The sequence below is a fragment of the Bacillota bacterium genome (assembly GCA_012842395.1).
Classification (GTDB): Bacteria; Bacillota; SHA-98; order UBA4971; family UBA4971; genus UBA6256.
Map to the genome: position 1 here is coordinate 89579 of DUSX01000029.1, position 19801 is coordinate 109379.

The following is a 19801-nucleotide window of genomic DNA, read 5'->3' on the forward strand; positions in this document are numbered from 1 at the left end:
CGCAGAAGAGGTCAATCTTCGAGGTGTATTGCTTCGAATGGACACTCGTCAACACATGCCCCGCAACTCGTGCACTTCTCCGGGTCGATATGCGCGACCCCACCTGGGCCGGTCGCGAGCCCCGGCGGTGTTGTTTTGGCTCGTCGTATCGGGCTTGCCGACCTCGTCATGCGCGAGGCTCGTCGTGCCGGTCGCATCCCCCGGGATGCGCGCCGTGTTCACATTGGCTCTCGCCCAGCTCGAGCGAACCTGCGAGGTACGAAGCGACCACGTCGCTCACGAGCCCCGAAGCTCCAGTCACAGTCCGAATGTTCTTCTCAGCAAAGAGCCCTTGTGCCCTCGGGCCCATGCCACCGGCGATTATGCAGGAGACTCCGAGCTTCGAGAGGTATTCCGGCAGGAACCCGGGTTCATGTCCTGGGTTGGGGATCACGACTTTGTTGGCCACGTTTCCGTTATCGTCCACTGTGACTATCGTGTATTCGGGGCATCTGCCGAAATGTGAGGCGACCATATGGCCGTCTGTTGCCACTGCGATCTTCACTATTCCTGCGACCTCCTCTGAATACGGCGCCCTACATGCGTGGCGCCACAAGTCTTCGCCGCGCTCCTCTGATAGAACCCCCTCAAGGAGGTCTCTTGGATAGCCGGTGCCGACGCGCGCGCCTGATGGCGCGATTGCCTGCGGCGACCTTGTGCGACATTGCCCAACCTTGCTAGCCCGTGAAATCGGCACCCAGAACCGAACCGCCATCGGAACGAACTACGCTGCAGGCATGTTGGCCCGGCATCAGTCTAGGTGGCGCGGACAGCTCTAATGAAAGCAAAGGCACGCGTGACACGCGACGCGTGCCGGTCTCGATTCAACTGAAGCGTCCCATGCCGAAATGCGAGCCTACGGTGGCTCCCGATACTGTGTTAAGCTTTCCTTCTTTGTACGCCTTGAGTGCCTCACGCACCGTTCCCGAGGTCATGGTGTAAACTTGGATCCCGGCTGCTTGCAGCGCACGTGCGGCATTGGGACCCACATTCCCCGTGATGACGGCACCGACCTTGCGGTCTGCGAGAAACTGGGCGCTCTGGATGCCGGCGCCGCCCGACGACATGAGGCTCTGGTTAGTGACAGCTTCGAACTCTTCACTGTCTGTATCGATGAATACGAAATACTGACACCTGCCAAAGCGCGGATCGATGGCCGAGTCCAAGTCCATGCCTTGAGCGGTTACTGCCAATCTCACTTTGCCAACCCTCTTTCCCGGTGGTCGATTGTCAACTATCATCAGCACGATCCTGGCCCGGTGTTTGCTTCGGGAGAGAGGGGGCGGGTTGGGGGTGTCCGCCTCCTCTCTCCCTCAGCGCGTGGGAGTAGCGGGTGACGTCTTGAATGGCTGGACTTTGAATCTGAAAGAAGCTACCTGTCCTCCTCGGTCTTACGCTTCTCGGGGTCGGACAGATCCTTCAGGCGTTCCTCGATCGCCTTGAGCTCTTCCTTCAGGAACTCCGCTTGCTCCTTCAGGTAAGCGGTTTCGTCTTCGACTGCGGCCTTGGCTGCCTCCTCCGGATTCTGTCCGGCGTACGCGGTACCCGCAAAGGGAGCGCCGTAGAACGCCGGGTAAGGGGCAGCGGGTGCGGCCCAATAACCTGGGACCGCCCAGCCGGGATAACCGAGCCGCGCCCAGCCTGGCAGGCCGGTTGCGTAGTATGTCCGTCTCCAACCCCTGCCACGGCCGAACCCGGCTCCCCAACCGAAATAGGGTCTCGGTCTCAGCCAGAATCCCGCGCCCCTAAGGCCGACGGGATTCATGTACCCAGGCACGGGGTACCCGGCGCAGTAGCCTGCTGCCCTTCCTGTCATCGGGCCAAGGCCCGCAGGGCCTGTTCCATCGCCTCTAGGCATCCTTTACACCTCCTTTCGGCTCGCTCTGTTCCCATCACTGTTGCTGCTATTTGTCGTGACTGTTACCACCATCTTCTGCGACCTCTCATGACGGCCTGCCTTCTTCCCCACATGCCAAGGCCTCGCCCGAGGCCCATCCCGAGCCTCGCTGCCCACCAGGCTCTACGCCAGAATCGCACTGGATTCATGTACCCGGGAACGGGGAATCCCGCGCAGTATCCAGCGGCTCTGCCGGTCATCCGTCCCAGGCCCATCGGCCCCGTTCCGTCGCCTCGCGGCATCGCTTCACATCTCCTTCCGTTTGGCGGCTTCTTGTTTTGACTCGCACTGTTTGCAGTAGCCAAAGATCCCTATGGACCCGCTCGCGACCCGGAAGTTCCCGGCCTTCGCGACAACCTCCACGAAACCCTCGGGCAGAAGCCCGCCGATCTCGAACACTCTTCCGCAGCCGAGGCAGATGAGATGGCAATGCGGCTCGGAATGCGTGGGGACGAGCTCGTATGCCGCCGGGCCACCACCGGTGGCAAGCCGGCTCACTAGGCCGGCCCTTTCCAGACCGGCGAGTGCGCGATAGACTGTAGCCATGCTTAGCTTTGAGCCGCTATCGCGGGCGGCGCGAAGGATCTCCTCGGCCGTCAGGTGCCGGCCTGGATGGCTCTTCAGGGTTTCCAGAATGACCCGACGCTGAGGTGTGATCCGGAACCCCTCGACTGGCTTGCTTTTCGCTTGTTGAGGAGGGCAACCTATCATCGTCATGCTCCTGACTAGGCTCAGGTAATGGTCATAGGCTCATTATTAGTATACCCACGGTTGTGGTCATATGTCAATAATCTTGATGAAAAAACCCTGCCATGTGACCCAGCGATAGGCGGAGCCTACTCCACGAATCCCCGATGAAAGTATGCCTTCCCATCAGCAGACCTGCTGGTTTTGACTAGGCCCAGCTCCATGAGTGATCCGAGGAGTTTCGAGACCTCATTCGGGTTGAGGCCGAGGCCATTGGCTATGTCTTGGCTTGTGCAGGGCCTTCGCCTGAGTGGGCCGAGTATCCCGCCGTACTTGGCCTTGGTGTTGAGTCCTGCCAAGGTCTCGCGTGGCCGCCTCACCTGAGGGCGTTGCGAAGACAGGCGTCGCATCTGTTGTTCCTGCGGGCTCGCCCAAACCGCTCCTGGGCGTCCTCAAGGGGAGAGGCGAACGCCTGGGCATGATACCCGAAAGTCATTTACGAGGACCATTAGTACCTATAGAATGTGGGTGGGCGATTCCGAGGCGATGTCCGGCCCGCGACGGGAGCCTGGGGGAGGTGCCTCGCGTGATCCTCAGCGACGACATGCCAGCGTATACCATAGGAGTCATTGCCGATCTCCTTCGCGTTCACCCTGAGACCCTTCGGATCTGGGAACGGCATAAACTCGTGAGACCAGTGCGCAGAAAAGGGCATCGCTTGTACTCCGCGAATGACCTCAGGCGGCTCAGGTTCATCAGATATCTCACCGAGCAAAAGGGCCTGAACCTTGCCGGCGTCAGGGCGCTTGTGGACATGTACCCGTGCTGGTGGCTGGACAACTGCCCCGGCGGCACGCTCGCCCAGCCTAATGTGCGCACCAGGGTCTGCTGGAAAGAGGATGGCACCTACTGCCACATGGTGCTTGACAAGGCCGACCTGTGCTCTGGTTGCAGAGTATACGAAAACCAGGCGCGGTGCGCGTCGTGCTCGAGACTTGAAAAAGACTCGCGAAACCCGAATATCTCGGTATCCAAGTTCCCAGACTGAAAAGCGCGTCATACGCGAGTAGGAGGATGACCCATGAGCGAGAAGATCGAGACCCGAAACGCGAGCCAAGCCGGCGAAGGCCGCGATTTGGAGGAACGAGCCCCGGAAAGCTGCACTCCCGAGGATTGCAGCTCGTGTCAGGCGGCGGCAGACGGCACGTGCCCGCTTCAACATGAGAAGGCGCAGGATGAAAGGGTTCGCCCAGACAAGGCGAAGTCAGCCATTGAGAAGCTTCCCCAGAGCCAGTTCAACGACATCCGCCACGTTCTGGCGGTGATGAGCGGCAAGGGCGGCGTCGGGAAATCGTCTGTCACGGCGCTTCTCGCCACGGCCTTCGCAAGAGAGGGGTACAAGGTCGGGGTGCTCGACGCGGATATTACCGGGCCCAGCATCCCGAGGATGTTCGGCATCAAAAAGCGTGCAGACAGCTTCGAGTTCGGGCTGCTTCCCGTGCAGAGCGAGACTCTGAGGATACCCGTGATGTCGATCAACTTGCTCCTTCCGCATGAGGACGACCCCGTGATATGGCGCGGCCCGATAATAGCGAACGTTGTGAAGCAGTTCTGGACGGACGTCGTGTGGGGAGACCTCGACTTCCTCTTCGTGGATCTCCCACCAGGAACGGGCGACGCGCCCCTCACCGTTATGCAGTCACTCCCCCTTGACGGGATAGTGATAGTCTCGTCGCCTCAGGACCTCGCGGTGATGGTTGTGAAGAAGGCCATCAAGATGGCAAGGATCCTCAACACCCACCTCTTGGGCCTCGTGGAAAACATGAGCTATGTCATATGCCCGCACTGCGGCAACAAGCATGAGGTCTTCGGGCCGAGCAAGGGCCAGGCCGTCTCAGAGGCCACGGATATACCTCTCCTTGCCACGTTGCCGCTTGACCCGAAGCTTTCCGAGCTGTGCGACAAGGGACGGATTGAAGACTACAACCCCGACGCTGTTGCCAGCGTTGTGGATTTCATCGTGAAGATCTTGGATCACATGGACAAGCTCAAAGCAAAAGACCATGAGTCGAAGGTACAGTGAAGGCTGTCGCGCCGTCACCATGTGTGGCAGGGCCGCATACCGCAGGCGGCTGCTACCATAGCTAAAACGGCACAAAGGGTGGAGGGTGGAGGCATGGAGGGTGGCGGCGGGCTTGGCGGCGTGGCGCGAATCGTGTATGATGGCGGTGGGTTGGGTGCGGCAGCGCACCTTGGCCTCGGGTAGTCCCCTGGTGGTCAAAGAAACTCGGTAGTTGTGCAGGTGAGGCAGTCGTGGTCACTGCAGGGATGCGCCTCGTGGAGCTGCTTACGAAGGAATTCACCCCCGCCGTCGGGTGCACGGAACCGGCGGCCATTGCGCTGGCGACCGCCACCGCATACCACGCTATCGGGGGTGAGCCTCGGGAGATCACTGTCTCGCTCAGCACGAACGTGCTCAAGAACGCATGGGCGGTCGGGATACCGGGCACCAGCGACACGGGGATCGAGGTTGCTGCGCTCTTGGGCGTCGTCCTGAACCGCCCCGACGCCGGCCTGGAGTTGTTCTCTCTAGTGTCGGAGAAAGCGGTCGAACAGGCCCGCCGCCTTCGTGAACGTTGCCCGGTCACGGTGACCACCCAGGATTCGGTGCCTCGAGTATATATCCACGCGCGGGTCGTGACCGACCGCGGGGTCGCGATCGCCGAGACTCGCGAAAGACATGCGTGGGTCAAGCTTTTGGCGGTGGATGGCTGTGAGACAAACGCCAGCAGCGCGGAGCAAGAGCGCGGCGTTGTCTCCCCAAGGACTATCGGGACCCTCGCGGACGTGCTCTCCGCAGTCTCCAGCATACCTCCCGGTGACCTCGATTTCTTATTGGAGCGCGCCTCGTTGAATCTCGCGATGGCCAAGGCGGGGCTGGCGACGGACGACGGGATCGGCATAAATGCCTTGCGGCATGGCGCGATTCCCGAGGCCATACTGGGCCGGGGTATCGGGGCCAGACTGGCACTCCACGCGGCCGCGGCCTGTGACGCGCGGATGGCCGGGGTGCAGCTGCCAGTTGCGTCTTGCGGTGGCAGTGGCAATCTCGGCATCACCGCCAGCGTGCCGGTGCTCCTAGGCGCGGAGGAGCTAGGCGCGCCGCGCGAGAAGATGGCGCGCGCTCTCGCGGCGAGCCTTGTTACGAGCCTTTATGTCAAGGAGTTCCTGGGGCGCCTGTCGCCTGTTTGCGGGTGCGCTTTGGGAGGCGGGTCCGGAGTCGCAGCCGGACTCGCTTGCCTTTGCGGTGGCGACGTCAGCGTGATGTCCGCGGCCGTGACGAACGTCGTCGCCACGCTCGCGGGAATGCTGTGCGATGGCGGGAAGGTAGGCTGTTCCCTTAAGGTCTGGTCCACCGTGATGACGGCGTGCCAGGCAGCTCTGCTTGCGGTGAACGGGAGAGCAGTCCCCGCCGGGAACGGCCTCGTGGGGCCTAACCTCGAGGCAACCCTCTGCAACCTGGCGCGTCTCGGCTCTGAGGGGATGGCTTCAGCAGACCAGGTGCTTGTTTCAGTCCTCAAGGGGCGGACGGGTTCCGGGGCGTGAGCCTCGCGGAGACCTAACGGAATCGTTCATCACTACTTTCACTAGTTCTGCTGCTTTCGTGACGGCCACCGAATACTCCCAGCAAGCCTCCGGCCCGGGGTCCTGTTGCCCCGATTCGCGCCACCCGGCGTGGAAGTTCCCACGTGGAAGTTCCCAGATGACTCCGCATAAATCTGCCTGCTTTAGGCAAGAGTGATATCGAACGCCACATAGTGCCACCGTAGACCATATCTCATAGACAGAAGGGTCGCGAGGGGTACGGCGACTGCTGCGCGTAATGCGTGAAACGGGGTTGACGCATCGTGCTCGGGACGCTATGGCGACTTCTCTTCCGACGGATAGCGGGGGTGCGCGGTTCCGGAGGAACCGAGCCGCGGCGCGCTGAGGTGTTGGTATCTGCCGACCTGTCTGTCAACCGGGAGAGGATCGAGTCCGCGTTCGGCAACAGCCCGGATCTGGTCACGAGAGAGCTGCGGGCCGGTGCCCGGGGAAGGATCTCCGTCCTCGTCACACACATAGATGGCCTCGTGGACAAGAGACTGATCGCTGAGGCGGTTGTGGAGCGGATCACCGGTCTCCAGCTTGAATGGACCGATCCTGCACAGGCATACGAGGACCTCAAGACCCGCCTTCTCGCCTCGAGCGACGTTGAAGAAGTCGAGACCCTGGGGGAGTTCATCAGCGGCATAGCCCGCGGGGACGGCGGCGTGCTGGTTGATGGAGTTGCAAAGGGCCTCGTCTGCGCCCTGCGCGGCTGGGAGCAGAGAAGCGTAGAAGAGCCGACCACCGAATCCACCGTGAGGGGATCCAAAGAGGGGTTCGTTGAGGCGTTGCGCACGAACACGAGCCTCCTGCGGCGGAGGATCGTGAGCCCTCAACTCTGGATAGAAGAGGTAACGATAGGGCGCATCACTAGGACGAGGGTTGCCATCGCCTACATTGCAGGAGTGGTCAACGAGGACATCGTGGAGGAGGTGAGAGCCCGACTCAAGAGGATCGATGTCGATGCAATTCACGAGAGCGGCAACATAGAGGAACTCATCGAGGATGCACCGTTCTCTCCTTTCCCGACGATAGCGCGTACCGAGCGACCGGACAGGGTTGCAGGGGCGCTGATCGACGGGAGGGTCGCGATCCTCACCGATGGCACCCCGTTTGTTCTCATCGTCCCGGCCACGTTCACGATGTTTCTTACATCAAGCGAGGACTACTACGAGCGGTATTTTGCCGGATCAGCCATAAGGCTCCTAAGGATAGCTGCGTTCTTTATCTCGCTCACCTTGCCGGCGTTCTACGTTGCTCTAACCACGTACCACCAGGAGATGCTGCCCACTCCCCTCGTGTTGAGCATCGCGGCTCAGCGAGAGGGGATACCATTTCCCGCCGTGGTAGAAGCGCTGCTAATGGAATTCGTCTTTGAGACACTGCGCGAGGCCGGGATCCGCCTGCCTAGGGTGGTTGGGCAAGCTGTCAGCATCATAGGAGCCCTTGTCGTCGGTGACGCGGCCATACGGGCGGGTTTGGCCTCGCCAGCCATGGTCATGGTGGTGGCGTTCACTGGGATCGCATCGTTCGCGACTCCGGTTTTCAGTTTGGCTATCTCTGTACGCCTTCTCCGTTTCGTGATGACAGCCTTGGGCGGTGCCCTCGGGTTCTTCGGGGTGGCCATGGGGATGTTCGCTCTCCTGACTCACCTGACTTGCTTGCGCTCATTCGGAGTGCCGTACCTCGAGCCACTTGCTCCCTTGGTGCTTTCGGACCTCAAGGATGCCTTGGTGCGAGTTCCTTGGTGGGCGATGAGCCGCCGGCCCGAGTTCACCGGCAAGAAGGCTCCGATAAGGCAGGCGCCTGGCCTTAAGCCCAGGCCGCCTTCTCCTGAAAGGGAGGAGGTTCAACGTCTCCTAGACACGGAGGACGTGAGATGAGAGAGGTCGAAGGCGGCAAGATATCAGGTAGACAGCTTGCGGCGGTTCTCGTGCTGATCCGGGCGGCGGCGATAAGCATGACGTTTCCGACCGCAGCGGCGGTCAAGCCGCCGCAGGACATCTGGGTCACGACTCTGCTCGGGACGCTCGTGTCAGTGATCTTCGTGCTGCTCGTGGCGCGCCTCGGGCTTAGGGCCCCTGACAAGACCATCATCGAACAGGCCGAGCTCTTGCTTGGCAGGTGCCTGGGGAAGCTCGCCGGGATGATCCTGGTTTGGTACTGGATGCTCGTCGCCTCTTGCTCCGCAAGAGAGCTCGGAGAATCATACACAACTGCCATCATGCCGGAGACGCCCGTGCTCGTCTTCATGGTCGCGACGGTGTTTCTAGCGGCCAACGCCGCCCGGAACGGCCTCGAGGTCGTGGGACGAATGGGTGAAAGCATCCTCTGGGTCGTTCTCTTCTTTGCGGCACTTGTGTTGGTCCTCCCATACGACCAGATGCGTTTCAAGAACCTCGCGCCAGTTCTGGCGCGCGGATTCCGCCCACTTATGCTCCCGACGGGGACTGTCGTTTCCTTCTTTCTTGAGTTCATTATCCTAGGCATGATCATTCCCTGCCTTGCCCGGCCACGGGATGCTGCGCGCTATTCTGTCCACGCTGTCCTCGTCAGCGGCGCGCTCATGACGTGGCTTGCAGTTGCCTTGGTTGCTGTCTTCGGGCCCGCGCTTCCAGACCTAGCAATGCCGGCATTCAGCTTGAGCAGGATGATAAGCATTGCCAACTTCTTTGAAAGGATCGAGGCGCTCATAATGGCAGCGTGGACGCTGACCTCCGCGATCAAAGTCGCCCTGTTCCTCTGGGGATGCGCTGTTGGACTCGCTCAAGTATTCGGCATCTCGCGGTATCAGTCGTTCGTATACCCGCTTGGTGCCATGACTGTCGCGCTCGGCATGCTGTCCTTCGAGAGTGACCCCGCCCTGCGGCGTTTCCTCCGGTTCGAGGTTTTCGGGGTTTATTCCCTCATCACGACGGTCGGCACAATGGCCGTTCTCTACCTCGCCGCGTTCCTTCGGACCAAGCCGCCGCTTGGACGCGGCCTGGAAAGGTGATCCCGGTGTCGTGGATCGGATTGCGGAGAGCTGCAGCTGGACTCCTTCTCACGGCGGCGTTGATGACCACGGCGGGGTGCTGGAATCGACGGGAGATAGAGACTATAGGGTTCGTCCTCGCGGCCGGGATCGATGAAGCGCCGCAGCAGGGCAAGATCCAGGTCACGGTTCAGATAGCGAAGCCCTTTGCCATAGGAGGCGGCGAAGCGGTTCGCGGGGCTGCCGACGAGAAACCTTTCTGGACTGTGAGCAGCACGGGATACACCGTGTTCGAAGCAGTACGCAACCTCCTCTCCCAGTCTCCCCGGCGGCCGTTTTGGGCGCACAACCGGTTCATCTTGATTGGTGAAGGGTTGGCGCGGAAGGGTATCAGGGACGCTCTGGACTTGTTTTGCCGTGACGGAGAGTCACGTCGTCGGATATGGATGATTGTGGCCAAGGGGGCAAAGGCATCAGACCTTCTACAGGTGGAGTTCGAGCTCGAGCAGATGCCGTCAGAGGGCGGCATGGGGCTGGTACAGGGGGCCCGGCAAGGATTGTCGACGATCGGTGAAGGCATGCTGAATGATTTCTTGCAAAGACTCGAAGGGGAAGGGATAGACCCCATAGCCACCCGCGCGGAGATCGTCCCGAGGCCGCAGGAGTTTGACATTCGCGGGGAATTGAAAAGGGAGACGATAGGCGGGTCGGCCAGGCTCACCGGAGCCGCGGTCTTCAAGGACGACCGGCTGGTCGGCTGGCTCAATAAGCCAGAGACCAGGGGGTTCAATTGGGTCATGGGCAAGGTGCGCAGCGGGATCATCGTCATCGAGAACCCTCGCGAGGAGGGGAAGTTCGTAGGGCTCGAGATCCTCGGTGCAAGGGGCGGTTTCAAACCTGAGGTCAGGAGCGGGAAGGTCACCGTCACGGTGAAGATTGAGGCCGATGCCAATGTCGGCGATGTCCAAGGTTTCATCGATCTGCTCGGAATGCCTGAGGCATGGTCCAGTATGGAGCGGAGGATGGCCACGGTGATCAAGAACGAAGTGCTGGCTGCTGTGGCCAGAGCACAAGAGCTTGGCTCGGACATTTTTGGATTCGGCGCCGAACTGAACCGGAGGTACCCGAAGAAATGGGCTGACGAGTTCAGGGACCGATGGGATGAAGAGTTTCGCAAGATCGATGTAAAGGTCGAAGTCAAGGCGAAGCTGAGAAGGACGGGCCTCACCGTGAAGAGCTCAGAGATCAGGTGACGAGGGCGACCTAGGTGGCGAATCAGCGAGCGGCTGTCGCGGCCGTGGCGGGGCGAGCAACCTCCGGCCGTCACCTGGGTATGCTCGCCAGGAGGCACCGCGCCGAGACGGACTGCCGCAGGACAAGACCCGCTACGGGTCAGGGCGAAGCCAGTGTAGGCAGACCGGTGCAGGCAGAACCGCAGAACCAATAAACGAGGGTGCAAAAGTGCTGCCGACTTTCTTGGGGGGGTGCCGGTGATTGCACGACGGGGCGTGGAGAATTCGGCTGTCTTAAGCGCCGAATTCGAACGAGGCGCGCCGCAAGTGCGCCGTCCCCGGAGTGCAACACCGGCAACCCCGCAACTACCGGAAGAGGGGCGAGGACTAATGCATCCTCACTTAGGGGCAGTTGGGGGGATTGGTGGGTGCGCGTTGTGCTGTTGATCCTAGCGTTCGCCGCGATCGTCGCGTACGAGCTCCCTGGGATAATCCGGCGAAAGGAACGCGGCGAACTCGCGCTTTTCATCGCGCTCGTTGTCCTTGCTTTCACCTTGAGCCTTCTCCAAACGATAGGAGTGCCTGTTCCGAATCCAGCTAAGGGAATCGAATTCCTCACAAGAATGATCTTTCCGAACGATCTTCGGAGCGATCTCTGAAAGCCACTCGGAGGAGACGGGGCTGGCAGCCGCTGGATAGCACGCACAGAAAACGGTCTGGCACCCAAAATGTACTTGACATAGGAGACCTAGAGCTGCTATCTTTGTGACAAGCTTAACAAGCTGCAACGATGGGATCCGGCGTCACAGCTGGGTGCCCCATACTGCCGCCGGCACTGGTCGCCAAGCCGGGGTCCTCGATCGGGCGCCTCAACGTCCACGTTAAAAACCACCGAGGGGAACAATGCCTCCCGGCCTCGCGCGCGTCCGCGGCTGAGCGGTCGGGGGCGCTCGCTTTTTCGGGCGGTATTGTCGCCTAACAAATCGTCCCAATAGATGGTCCAGAGTGGACGAGAGGGTCCAGAGTCCGCAAATAGCGGCGCTTGACTTGAGAGGAGTGATCGGCACCGTGAGACACCGCCAGTATCTTATGATTCCCGGACCGACTCCTGTTCCGCAAACCGTCGCGCTGGCCGGAGCGGCTCCGATGATCAACCACCGTGGCCCCGAGTTCGGGGAACTGCTCGCGGAGACGACCCGTGGGCTCCAAAAGATCCTCAAGACTCAGAACACGGTGCTGACGTTTCCATCTGCTGGCACGGGTGCCATGGAAGCCGCGGCTGCGAACCTCACAGCGCCGGGGGAGAGGGTGCTCGTGGGAGTCGCCGGCGAGTTCGGCGCGAGATTCGCCGAGATATATAGAGCGAGCGGGGCAGATGTGGTGATAGTGAAAGCCGAGCCTGGCACCCCTGTAAGTCCCGAGGCTATCCGTGACGCCCTCTGCAAGGACAGTTCCATCACCACGGTGGTCGTAACCCATAATGAGACGTCCACGGGGGTGACGATGGACCTGAAGGGTATCAGAGCTGCAATTGACCGGGAGGACGTGCTGCTCGTGGCGGACGCCGTGAGTTCCGCGGGCGCCATCGACATCGAGACGGACGCCTGGGGGATAGACGTGCTCGTCACGGCGTCGCAAAAGGCCCTCATGTGCCCGCCCGGCCTCGCTTTCGTCACGGTGAGCCCGAGGGCTTGGGAACGGGCGGAGAAGCTGAAAGCGCGCAGCGTGTACTTCAGTTTCGTGAGTGCCCGCAAGTTCCTGGAAAAGCCATCCCCGCAGACGCCTTATACTCCGGCCGTCTCACTTCTCTTTTCTCTGCGTGAAGCTGTGCGGATGATCCTCGCAGAGGGCTTGGACGCGGTGTTCGCGCGGCACGCGCTTCTCGCGCGCGCGACGCGTGCGGGCGTGCGTGCACTAGGCCTTGAGCTGCTGGCGGCCGACGACTGTGCTTCGAATACGGTAACAGCGGTCAAGCTCCCTGCAGGTGCGGACGGCCACAAGCTTCTGGGGACGCTCAGGGACCGCTACGATGTCATCCTTGCCGGCGGAATGGGGGAGCTCGCGGGCAAGATCTTCAGAATCGGGCACGTCGGGGCCGTGGGCTGGTCCGATGTCGTCGTCACGCTTTCCGCGCTAGAGATGGCCTTGTCAGACCTAGAGGTGCCGACTCCTGGTTTCGGCCGTGCGGTCGCCGCGGCTGAGCAAGTCTTGCGCGGTTAAGCATTCGCGGCGCTTGCAGCTGAGGGTTGGGCGAGCGCCGGCCGGGCCGGTGAAGCCAAGCCTTACAGGACTGTGGCCAGGGGAAAGGGTTTCAACGAGGAAAGGGAACGGACCAGGGGGTCGTCATCGCGATGGTGAAGATTCTTGTTACAGATGGCGTAGCAAAGGAAGGAATAGAGCTTCTTCGCACCGAGGCCGAGGTGGACGTCTCAAAGCCGCTTGACGAGGAGGCTCTGCTGAAGCGAATCCCGGAGTACGACGGGCTTATGGTGAGGTCGGCCACCAAGGTGACGGCGCGGTGCATAGCCGCGGCTGAGCGCCTCAAAGTCATCGGCCGGGCGGGGGCGGGCGTGGACAACATCGATGCCGAAGCCGCCACGAGGCGCGGGATAGTGCTCGTGAACGCGCCGGGCGGCAACTCGGTTGCCGTCGCGGAACACACGATTGCGCTGCTTCTAGCCCTCGCACGTAATATCCCGCAGGCGTGCGCCCATGTCAAGTCTGGCGGCTGGGAGCGCGCGAGGTTCATGGGGACGGAGGTTCGCGGCAAAGTGCTAGGCATTTTCGGCCTTGGCCGCGCGGGAGCCGAGGTCGCCAAGCGGGCGCTCGCGCTCGGCATGAAGGTCCTGGCGTACGATCCGGGCGTCTCGGCAAGCAAAGCCGCGAGCATGGGGGTGGTGCCGGCCGAGCCGGCCGAGGTGTTCGCGAACTCGGACTTCATCAGCCTCCACGTGCCGGTGACGCCGGAGACCGTGGGCCTTATCCGGCGCGAGACGATCGCCATGATGAAAGACGGCGTTCGTATTATCAACTGCTCGCGGGGCAAGGTGGTGGACGAGCCCGCGCTTGTAGAGGGCATCAAGTCGGGCAAAATCGCAGGTGCGGCGCTGGACGTTCTGGCATCCGAACCTGCGCTTCCTGACAACCCTCTTCTCGCTCTGGACAACGTTATCGTGACTCCTCACCTGGGAGCGTCCACATCGGAGGCCCAGGCGAGCGTCGCCATCGAGACCGCCAAGGCCATGCTGGCGGTGCTCCGGGGTGAGCTCGTGCCGAATGCTGTGAACGTTCCGGTGCCTTCGGCCGAGGTTTTCCGGGAGATCGCGCCGTTCATGCCGCTTGCGGAGGTCCTCGGGAAGTTCGCGTCGCAGTGGTCCGAGGGCATGATCGCTTCGGTCCGGGTGGGCTGGGGAGGCAAGCTGAGCTCTCTCGACACCCGGCCACTGCTTAGCGCCGTGCTCAAGGGGGTCCTCTCCCCGCTTCTCGGGGAGGATGTGAACACCGTGAACGCGCCGATACTCACGAGAGAACGGGGCATTGCCGTGAGTGAGCTCCGCGTGGCCGACGGGGCCGACCGCGCTCACGGAGGCGGGAATCCGACGGAGATATCCGTCGAAACCTCCACGAACAAGGGGACCACGTCGGTAGCCGGGGTGCTTTCCACAAGGCAAATGCCGCGCTTGGTACAAATCAACGGGTACCGCCTGGACATAGCGTTCACTCCGTACATGCTTGTTTGTCCCCATGTGGACCAACCCGGCATAATCGGCACGGTCGGCACGACGCTCGGGAAGGCCGGCGTGAACATCTCAGAAATGCAGGTAGCACGCAAGGCTAGAGGAGGGGACGCCATAATGGTCCTGGGGATAGACTCGCCAGCCCCGCCAGAGGCGCTGGCTGAGATAGCGCGCCTTGCGGGTGTGCTTTCTGTGAAGCCTGTGTACCTTGAATGTGCGGTCCCTAACGGGGACGGAGCGAGGATGGACTCTGACAGCAAGGCTCAAGTCGCCGCGGCACGGGGAGACTGACCATGGCGAAAATCATGCCTTTCAGGGCCGTGTACTACGACCCACTCAAGGTAGGGGCGGATCTTGGCGCGGTCATCGCGCCGCCTTACGACGTCGTGAACGCGGAAGAGGGAAGGCGCCTCGCGGACCGGAGCCCTTGGAACGTAGTCCGCTTGGAACTCACTGTGCCGCCGCCGGGAGGCCAAGACCCAGCTCTCTACGCGAACGCGGCGAGGCTGTGGCAGGCGTGGCGCCGGGAAGGCGTGCTCGCCGTCGACCGAGAGCCGTTCCTGTATCTTTGTGAGCACGAGTTCGAGTGGCAAGGTACGAGATACACGCGAACAGCGGTTATTGGTCTTCTAGACCTGAGTGAGGGCGTCCTGCCCCATGAGGAGACGATGGCCCACGCCAAGGAGGACCGCATCAACCTCCTTCGTGCAACCCACGCGCTTCCGAGTCCGATGATCGGCCTTTACGAGGATCCATCTGGGAAGGCTGCGCGAGCCCTCGCTTCCGTGCGGGACGGGTCAGAGCCGGACCTCGTTGCAACCCTGGAGGAGGAAGTCCTCAGGGTGTGGCGGATTCGCGATGCGGCGACCTCCGCCGCTGTTGCAGAGGTCGTCGGCGCGGGCCCGGTTGTCATCGCCGACGGCCACCATAGGTGTGAGTCCATGAAAAGGCTGGCCCGTGAGACCGGTGATCGGAGGCACATGCGCATCCTGGCGGCGCTCGTTTCCACGGCGGATCCCGGTTTGGTGGTGCTCCCGACGCATAGGGTGGTGGCCGGGTGGCCCGAGGGCTCGGAAGCCCGCCTCGCGGAAAGGATGCTCTCGGTGTTTGATATAGTCGACACTGTTGACGCTGCCGCGTTCTTCATCAATAGCAAGCCGCCTGCGCCCGAGGGCTGCGAGGACTTGGCTTCCCGGCTCTGGACGCGCCTTTGCTCACAGATCTCTAGCTCGGGCAACAGAACCTCCTTTGCGATGGTGACGCGTGCCGGCCTATGGGTCCTGGCCTACTGTGGTGATACGCCCGAGATGCTGAGGCGTCTAGACCTTGAGATCGCTGAGGAGGCGGCGTCGTGCAAAGCGGCTATTCCGGGCGCAGCGTGTGAGGTCGCGTACACTCACCACGGCCCGGCAGACATCGCCGCGATACTCTCCGGGAAGGCACAGGTCGCCATTTTCCCGCCGGCGGTTGCCGCGAGCGAGATCCTGAAGAAGGCATGCGACGGCTATCTCTTTCCGAAAAAGACCACGTATTTCCTGCCGAAGGCGCCCGCGGGCCTGCTCATGTGGGACATGGGGTCTCTTTGATCTTGACGGGCTGTCTCCGCAGGCACCCGCGCGCGGGAAGGGGGAAGAGAGACGGGGTGCGCCTGCGCACGTGTGCGGGCACGCGTCGGCCTCGGTCGCACGCGCGTAGCGCCGGAGGCTTCAGCCGTTCGGCGACGAGACCACGACTATCCCAAGACGGTCTTCGCAAACATACAGGATATCGGGCTGAACGACGTTGTGCTCGCTCAGAACCACGTCAACCGGGGCGTCATACACCTCGCCCAGCTGGTGGTCATCGACCCACTGCCTCAATGCCTTCTCGATTCTTCCGGAGACTCTTTGATGAAGAACGCTTGGAGCCGGTGTCATCTTCCTCAGGTCTACACCTCCACGAGCTCGTACCGCTCTCCGGATGACATCCGGCGATAATCCTCATAGGTGAGACGCAATTGCGGCGGGATGTATTGGGGGGTTGTCTCCCTCACAAGCTCTTTGCGCTTCTCCAGACCTGAGTCTTTCACGGCAATCACCCCGCATTGCACCATCAATCTCTTTCCTTTCTTCGCATCCTGATTTTACCAGGCAACCGATCGCTTGTCAACCCGTCGCGATGCCGCCCCGTCGGAACGCCGTCTGCTCGCGTCGTCCGACTCTTGCCACCGCCACGCGGACCGTCACGTGTTCGCGCTGTTCGTCAGCATGTGGGCACGTGGACTCCGGCAGGATGGCACGCGCTGCCTTCCGGCGGCGCCCGGGAAGCTGCGCGAGGCGGGGCGCTCCTCTCTGTGCTGTGCGGGCGCGAGGCTGTCGTCGACTCGTTGAGGGGCCGTGGGTGTTCGTGATCCGGCAAGTGTGCGCAAATTCCTATCGGACGACATAATCCGAGAAGAAGTTCTTCCATGGCAGATGGATCCTGCGAAGATTTTTCGCAAACCGGCAGGAATTCCTGTGTGAGGCAGCGAACCATCACTTTAGTAAAGGTATGCCACCAGGGATAGACTCACCGAGAAAGGACTGATGCGATGGGGAAGCACGGTTTGGAGAAGGACGCTTTGTGCAAGATGCCATGGGTCGTGTGGGCTCTCGGTTAAAGTCTCAAGACAAGGAGGGTCTTTCGATGAGACGTCTGTGGTTGGTTGTCCTTGCCTGTGTACTGCTGATGAGCGCCTCGGTACTGGCCGCGCCCTACGTCGAGCAAGAAGACCTCACTCCTTCAGCAAAGCCGATCCGCGGGGGCACGCTGCGCCTTGCGCTCCCGGCCTCGCCGCAGTCGTTCCTCTTTTATGGGGCACTTGATAACAACGCCTACACAGTCATCGGTCAGACCATGACCGGCCTGGTCGAGCTGCACCCGGTCACCAACGCGATCAGGCCCGGCCTTGCCGAGTCGTGGGAGACGTCCCCTGACGGGAAAGAGGTGGTCTTTCACCTGAGGGACGTGAAATGGTCGGACGGGGTCCCACTCACTGCGGACGACGTGATCTTTACCTTTGAGAACTTCATCATGAACCCCGTGGCCAAGGGCAATTCGGTCGACAGGTTTACCATTGTGGATACTTCCGACGGGAAGAAAAAGCCGATTCAGTGGGTCAAGATCAACGACAAGACCGTGAAAGCCGTTCTACCGTCGCCGTTCGGCCCGTTCTACATGAACCTCTCTGCCGCGTACATTTATCCCAAGCACAAGCTGGAGAGCAAGATCGACAAGAAGAGGCCCGACTCAGTCAACGAGCTTTGGCTCACCAACACCAACCCGAAGGAGATAATCGCCAACGGACCCTACAGGATCGCCGAGTACGTGATGGATCAGAAGGTCGTCCTCGAGCGAAACCCGAATTACTGGAAGGTCGACCGGTTCGGCAACCAGCTTCCTTACTTCGATAAGCTCGAATACCTCATCATCAAAGATGACGAAGTCAGGCTCGCGAAATTCATGTCCGGCGAGATCGATTACATGGCAGTCTCGGCCAAGGACTTCCCGGTGTTGAAGGCTAAGGAGAAGGCGGGAGCGCCGTTCACGGTCTTCATGGCCCAGCCCACCCAGCCGACGCCGAGCCCGGTCCACATCTCCTTTAATTACGACGTCGCCAACCCCGATCTGAGGGAACTCTTCAGGAATACTGACTTCCGCAGGGCCATGGAATTCCTTCTCGACAGGCAGAGGATCATCGATGAGGTGTACAATGGGCTCGCGATCCCTGGCGGGGGCCTTGTCCTGCCCTCCAATAAGGCCTTCTACAATCCGAAGGTCGAGGAGATCATGAGACCGTACGATCCCAAGCAGGCGAACGCCATCCTCGACAAGCTCGGCCTCAAGAACAGGGGCCGTGACGGGTTCAGGCTGTTCCCCAATGGGAAGAGAGTTGAGTTCACGCTGACAGTTGCCAGCGCACCGCAGGATCACCAGGACATCGCTCTGATCTTCAAGGAAGACCTGGAGAAAGCCGGCATCAAGGTCAATCTGCAGATTCTCGACGCGACGCTCGTCGGGAACATGTTCGGCGCGGGCAATTTCGAGGCAGGCATCAGGGCATTCGGGAACCAGCCTGACCTCGAGCTCCGCAAGGCCATATGGCAGCCTGGAACACAGCTGTATTACTGGCACTATTCAACGCTGGACAAGAACACGCTCACGGCAATCACGAGCAACATGACTGACTGGGAGAAGAGGCTTTATACCCTCTTCGACCTAGGCTCGGTCACGACCGATCCGGCCAAGAGGAAGGCCGTCTACGACGAGGTGCAAGAGATCTACTTCGACGTGGTCCCTGTCATCTTCGTCACCAAGGAGATGAACCTCTTCGCGGCCAACAAGTCGCTGGGCAACGTTTGGCAGGACAAACAAGGCGTGGTATACTTCTCGACCTATACAGCATACAGGCAGTAGCGTCCGCAACGTCGGCGGCGCTTGTCGCTTGTGCATGCCGGTTCGGCTGAGCCGTGTTCGGTTGGGGCGTGGAGGGGGAGATCGTCCTCCCCCTCCCCCTCCGCCGGTAATCGGTGGCCCGGGCCGGGTCATGGTTTCAGCTTAAGGTCCTAAACTGGCAGGGGAGAGGGCGCGGATGCGGGCGTTCATAGCGAGAAGGTTCCTCATTATGATCCCCATGATGGTTCTCGCGTCGGTGATCTGTTTCTGGATCACCGAGCTGCAGCCCGGGGATTTCGTCAGCCAGTACCTGGATAACCCAAGGATATCTCCGGAACAGATCAGGCTTCTGAGAGAGCGGCTCGGGCTCGACAGGCCCGCTTATATAAGGTACCTGATGTGGGCGAAAGCCGTGGTGACGAGGGGGGACTTCGGTTACTCCTTTGCTTACGAGCGGCCTGTCGCGGACCTCATATGGGAGCGGATGGGTTGGACCGTCATGGTCGCGCTCTTGACAGTTGTGTTTCAGTGGCTCCTTGCCGTGCCCATGGGCATTTACTCGGCCCTACACCCTTATTCACCCTTGGATTACACCATGACCATCGTGGGGTTCATCGGCATCTCGATCCCTGATTTCTTCCTCGCGCTGATAATGATGTTCTTTGCGCTCAAGGCTGGCGCCACATCCATCGGAGGGCTGTTCTCAGTTGAGTTCATAGGCGCCCCATGGGGCCTCGCGAAATTCGTGGACCTTCTCAAGCATTTGTGGATGCCCATCGTGGTGGTTGGGGTGGGTGGCCTGGCGGGGCTCATGAGGGTGATGAGGGGCAACATGCTCGATGTGGTGGGCTCCCCGTTCGTCACGGCTCTCAGGGCCTATGGTCTAGACGAGCGACGCATCAGGACGCACGCCGTGAAGAACGCGCTCAACCCCATGGTGAGCATCGCCGGAGCGGAGCTTCCCAACATATTCAGCGGCACGATAATCGCAGCCATCGTGCTGAACCTCCCCACGATGGGTCCGTTTTTCTACAACGCGCTGCTCAATCACGACCAGTACCTGGTCATGGCCTTTTTGATGTTCATCGCGTTCATCACACAGATCGGAAACTTGCTTGCTGACATCGCGCTCGCCTTCCTCGATCCGAGGATAAGGATGAGCTAGAGCTGGGAG

General features: G+C 61.1%; 21 protein-coding genes. 12 read left to right on the forward strand and 9 right to left on the reverse strand.

Annotated features, from left to right (window positions below; genetic code table 11):
• Positions 1-11 precede the first annotated feature (11 nt).
• The 7 genes from GX515_08675 to GX515_08705 all read right to left on the reverse strand — a co-directional run bounded on the left by GX515_08675 (position 12) and on the right by GX515_08705 (position 2982).
• Complete coding sequence (locus GX515_08675) at positions 12-170, reverse strand: 4Fe-4S binding protein (protein ID HHY33068.1); 159 nt, start codon at positions 168-170, stop codon at positions 12-14.
• Positions 167-544 carry a dinitrogenase iron-molybdenum cofactor gene (locus GX515_08680; protein HHY33069.1) on the reverse strand — a complete coding sequence of 126 codons (378 nt, stop codon included), beginning with the start codon at positions 542-544 and terminating at the stop codon, positions 167-169. The genes GX515_08675 and GX515_08680 overlap by 4 nt, the downstream gene beginning before the upstream one ends.
• 319 nt (positions 545-863) lie before the next feature.
• On the reverse strand, positions 864-1238 hold the full coding sequence (locus GX515_08685) for a dinitrogenase iron-molybdenum cofactor biosynthesis protein (GenBank protein ID HHY33070.1): 375 nt from the start codon (positions 1236-1238) through the stop codon (positions 864-866).
• A gap of 173 nt (positions 1239-1411) precedes the next feature.
• Positions 1412-1897 carry a DUF5320 domain-containing protein gene (locus GX515_08690; protein ID HHY33071.1) on the reverse strand — a complete coding sequence of 162 codons (486 nt, stop codon included), beginning with the start codon at positions 1895-1897 and terminating at the stop codon, positions 1412-1414.
• A 62-nt stretch (positions 1898-1959) separates the two neighbouring features.
• Positions 1960-2178, reverse strand: a complete 219-nt coding sequence (locus GX515_08695; GenBank protein ID HHY33072.1) for a DUF5320 domain-containing protein — start codon at positions 2176-2178, stop codon at positions 1960-1962.
• A gap of 4 nt (positions 2179-2182) precedes the next feature.
• A complete protein-coding gene (locus GX515_08700; GenBank protein ID HHY33073.1) occupies positions 2183-2647 on the reverse strand; it encodes a transcriptional repressor in 465 nt (154 codons plus the stop codon).
• A 125-nt stretch (positions 2648-2772) separates the two neighbouring features.
• The gene (locus GX515_08705; GenBank protein ID HHY33074.1) at positions 2773-2982 is read right to left on the reverse strand and encodes a winged helix-turn-helix transcriptional regulator; all 210 of its coding nucleotides are present in this window, start codon (positions 2980-2982) and stop codon (positions 2773-2775) included.
• 227 nt (positions 2983-3209) lie between these two features.
• Here GX515_08705 and GX515_08710 point away from each other — a divergent pair, with 227 nt between their 5' ends.
• The 10 genes from GX515_08710 (at position 3210) to GX515_08755 (ending at position 15800) form a co-directional block, all read left to right on the forward strand.
• A complete protein-coding gene (locus GX515_08710) occupies positions 3210-3671 on the forward strand; it encodes a MerR family transcriptional regulator (protein HHY33075.1) in 462 nt (153 codons plus the stop codon).
• Between the two features lie 33 nt (positions 3672-3704).
• Positions 3705-4706, forward strand: coding sequence for an Mrp/NBP35 family ATP-binding protein (locus GX515_08715; protein ID HHY33076.1), 1002 nt, complete (start codon positions 3705-3707; stop codon positions 4704-4706).
• 230 nt (positions 4707-4936) lie between these two features.
• On the forward strand, positions 4937-6229 hold the full coding sequence (locus GX515_08720; protein ID HHY33077.1) for a serine dehydratase subunit alpha family protein: 1293 nt from the start codon (positions 4937-4939) through the stop codon (positions 6227-6229).
• 302 nt (positions 6230-6531) lie between these two features.
• Positions 6532-8154 (forward strand): spore germination protein, encoded by a 1623-nt coding sequence (locus tag GX515_08725; protein HHY33078.1) that lies wholly within the window; start codon positions 6532-6534, stop codon positions 8152-8154.
• Positions 8151-9266, forward strand: coding sequence for an endospore germination permease (locus GX515_08730; protein ID HHY33079.1), 1116 nt, complete (start codon positions 8151-8153; stop codon positions 9264-9266). Before GX515_08725 ends, GX515_08730 begins: the two co-directional genes overlap by 4 nt.
• 5 nt (positions 9267-9271) lie before the next feature.
• Entirely contained in the window at positions 9272-10498 is a 1227-nt protein-coding gene (locus GX515_08735; GenBank protein ID HHY33080.1) for a Ger(x)C family spore germination protein, read from the forward strand.
• 407 nt (positions 10499-10905) lie between these two features.
• Positions 10906-11136 carry a hypothetical protein gene (locus tag GX515_08740; protein ID HHY33081.1) on the forward strand — a complete coding sequence of 77 codons (231 nt, stop codon included), beginning with the start codon at positions 10906-10908 and terminating at the stop codon, positions 11134-11136.
• Positions 11137-11566: 430 nt separating this feature from the next.
• The gene (locus GX515_08745; protein ID HHY33082.1) at positions 11567-12697 is read left to right on the forward strand and encodes an alanine--glyoxylate aminotransferase family protein; all 1131 of its coding nucleotides are present in this window, start codon (positions 11567-11569) and stop codon (positions 12695-12697) included.
• A gap of 131 nt (positions 12698-12828) precedes the next feature.
• Positions 12829-14505, forward strand: a complete 1677-nt coding sequence (locus GX515_08750; protein HHY33083.1) for a phosphoglycerate dehydrogenase — start codon at positions 12829-12831, stop codon at positions 14503-14505.
• A gap of 2 nt (positions 14506-14507) precedes the next feature.
• Positions 14508-15800, forward strand: a complete 1293-nt coding sequence (locus GX515_08755; protein HHY33084.1) for a DUF1015 domain-containing protein — start codon at positions 14508-14510, stop codon at positions 15798-15800.
• Positions 15801-15920: 120 nt separating this feature from the next.
• Here GX515_08755 and GX515_08760 read toward each other — a convergent pair whose 3' ends face one another.
• Entirely contained in the window at positions 15921-16130 is a 210-nt protein-coding gene (locus GX515_08760) for a hypothetical protein (protein ID HHY33085.1), read from the reverse strand.
• Between the two features lie 11 nt (positions 16131-16141).
• Positions 16142-16282 (reverse strand): hypothetical protein, encoded by a 141-nt coding sequence (locus tag GX515_08765; GenBank protein HHY33086.1) that lies wholly within the window; start codon positions 16280-16282, stop codon positions 16142-16144.
• 596 nt (positions 16283-16878) lie between these two features.
• Between GX515_08765 and GX515_08770 the strand changes: the two genes are divergently transcribed.
• Together GX515_08770 and GX515_08775 are read left to right on the forward strand one after the other, a co-directional pair.
• Positions 16879-18648, forward strand: coding sequence for an ABC transporter substrate-binding protein (locus GX515_08770; protein ID HHY33087.1), 1770 nt, complete (start codon positions 16879-16881; stop codon positions 18646-18648).
• Positions 18649-18823: 175 nt separating this feature from the next.
• On the forward strand, positions 18824-19792 hold the full coding sequence (locus GX515_08775) for an ABC transporter permease (GenBank protein ID HHY33088.1): 969 nt from the start codon (positions 18824-18826) through the stop codon (positions 19790-19792).
• The last annotated feature ends 9 nt before the right edge of the window (positions 19793-19801 follow it).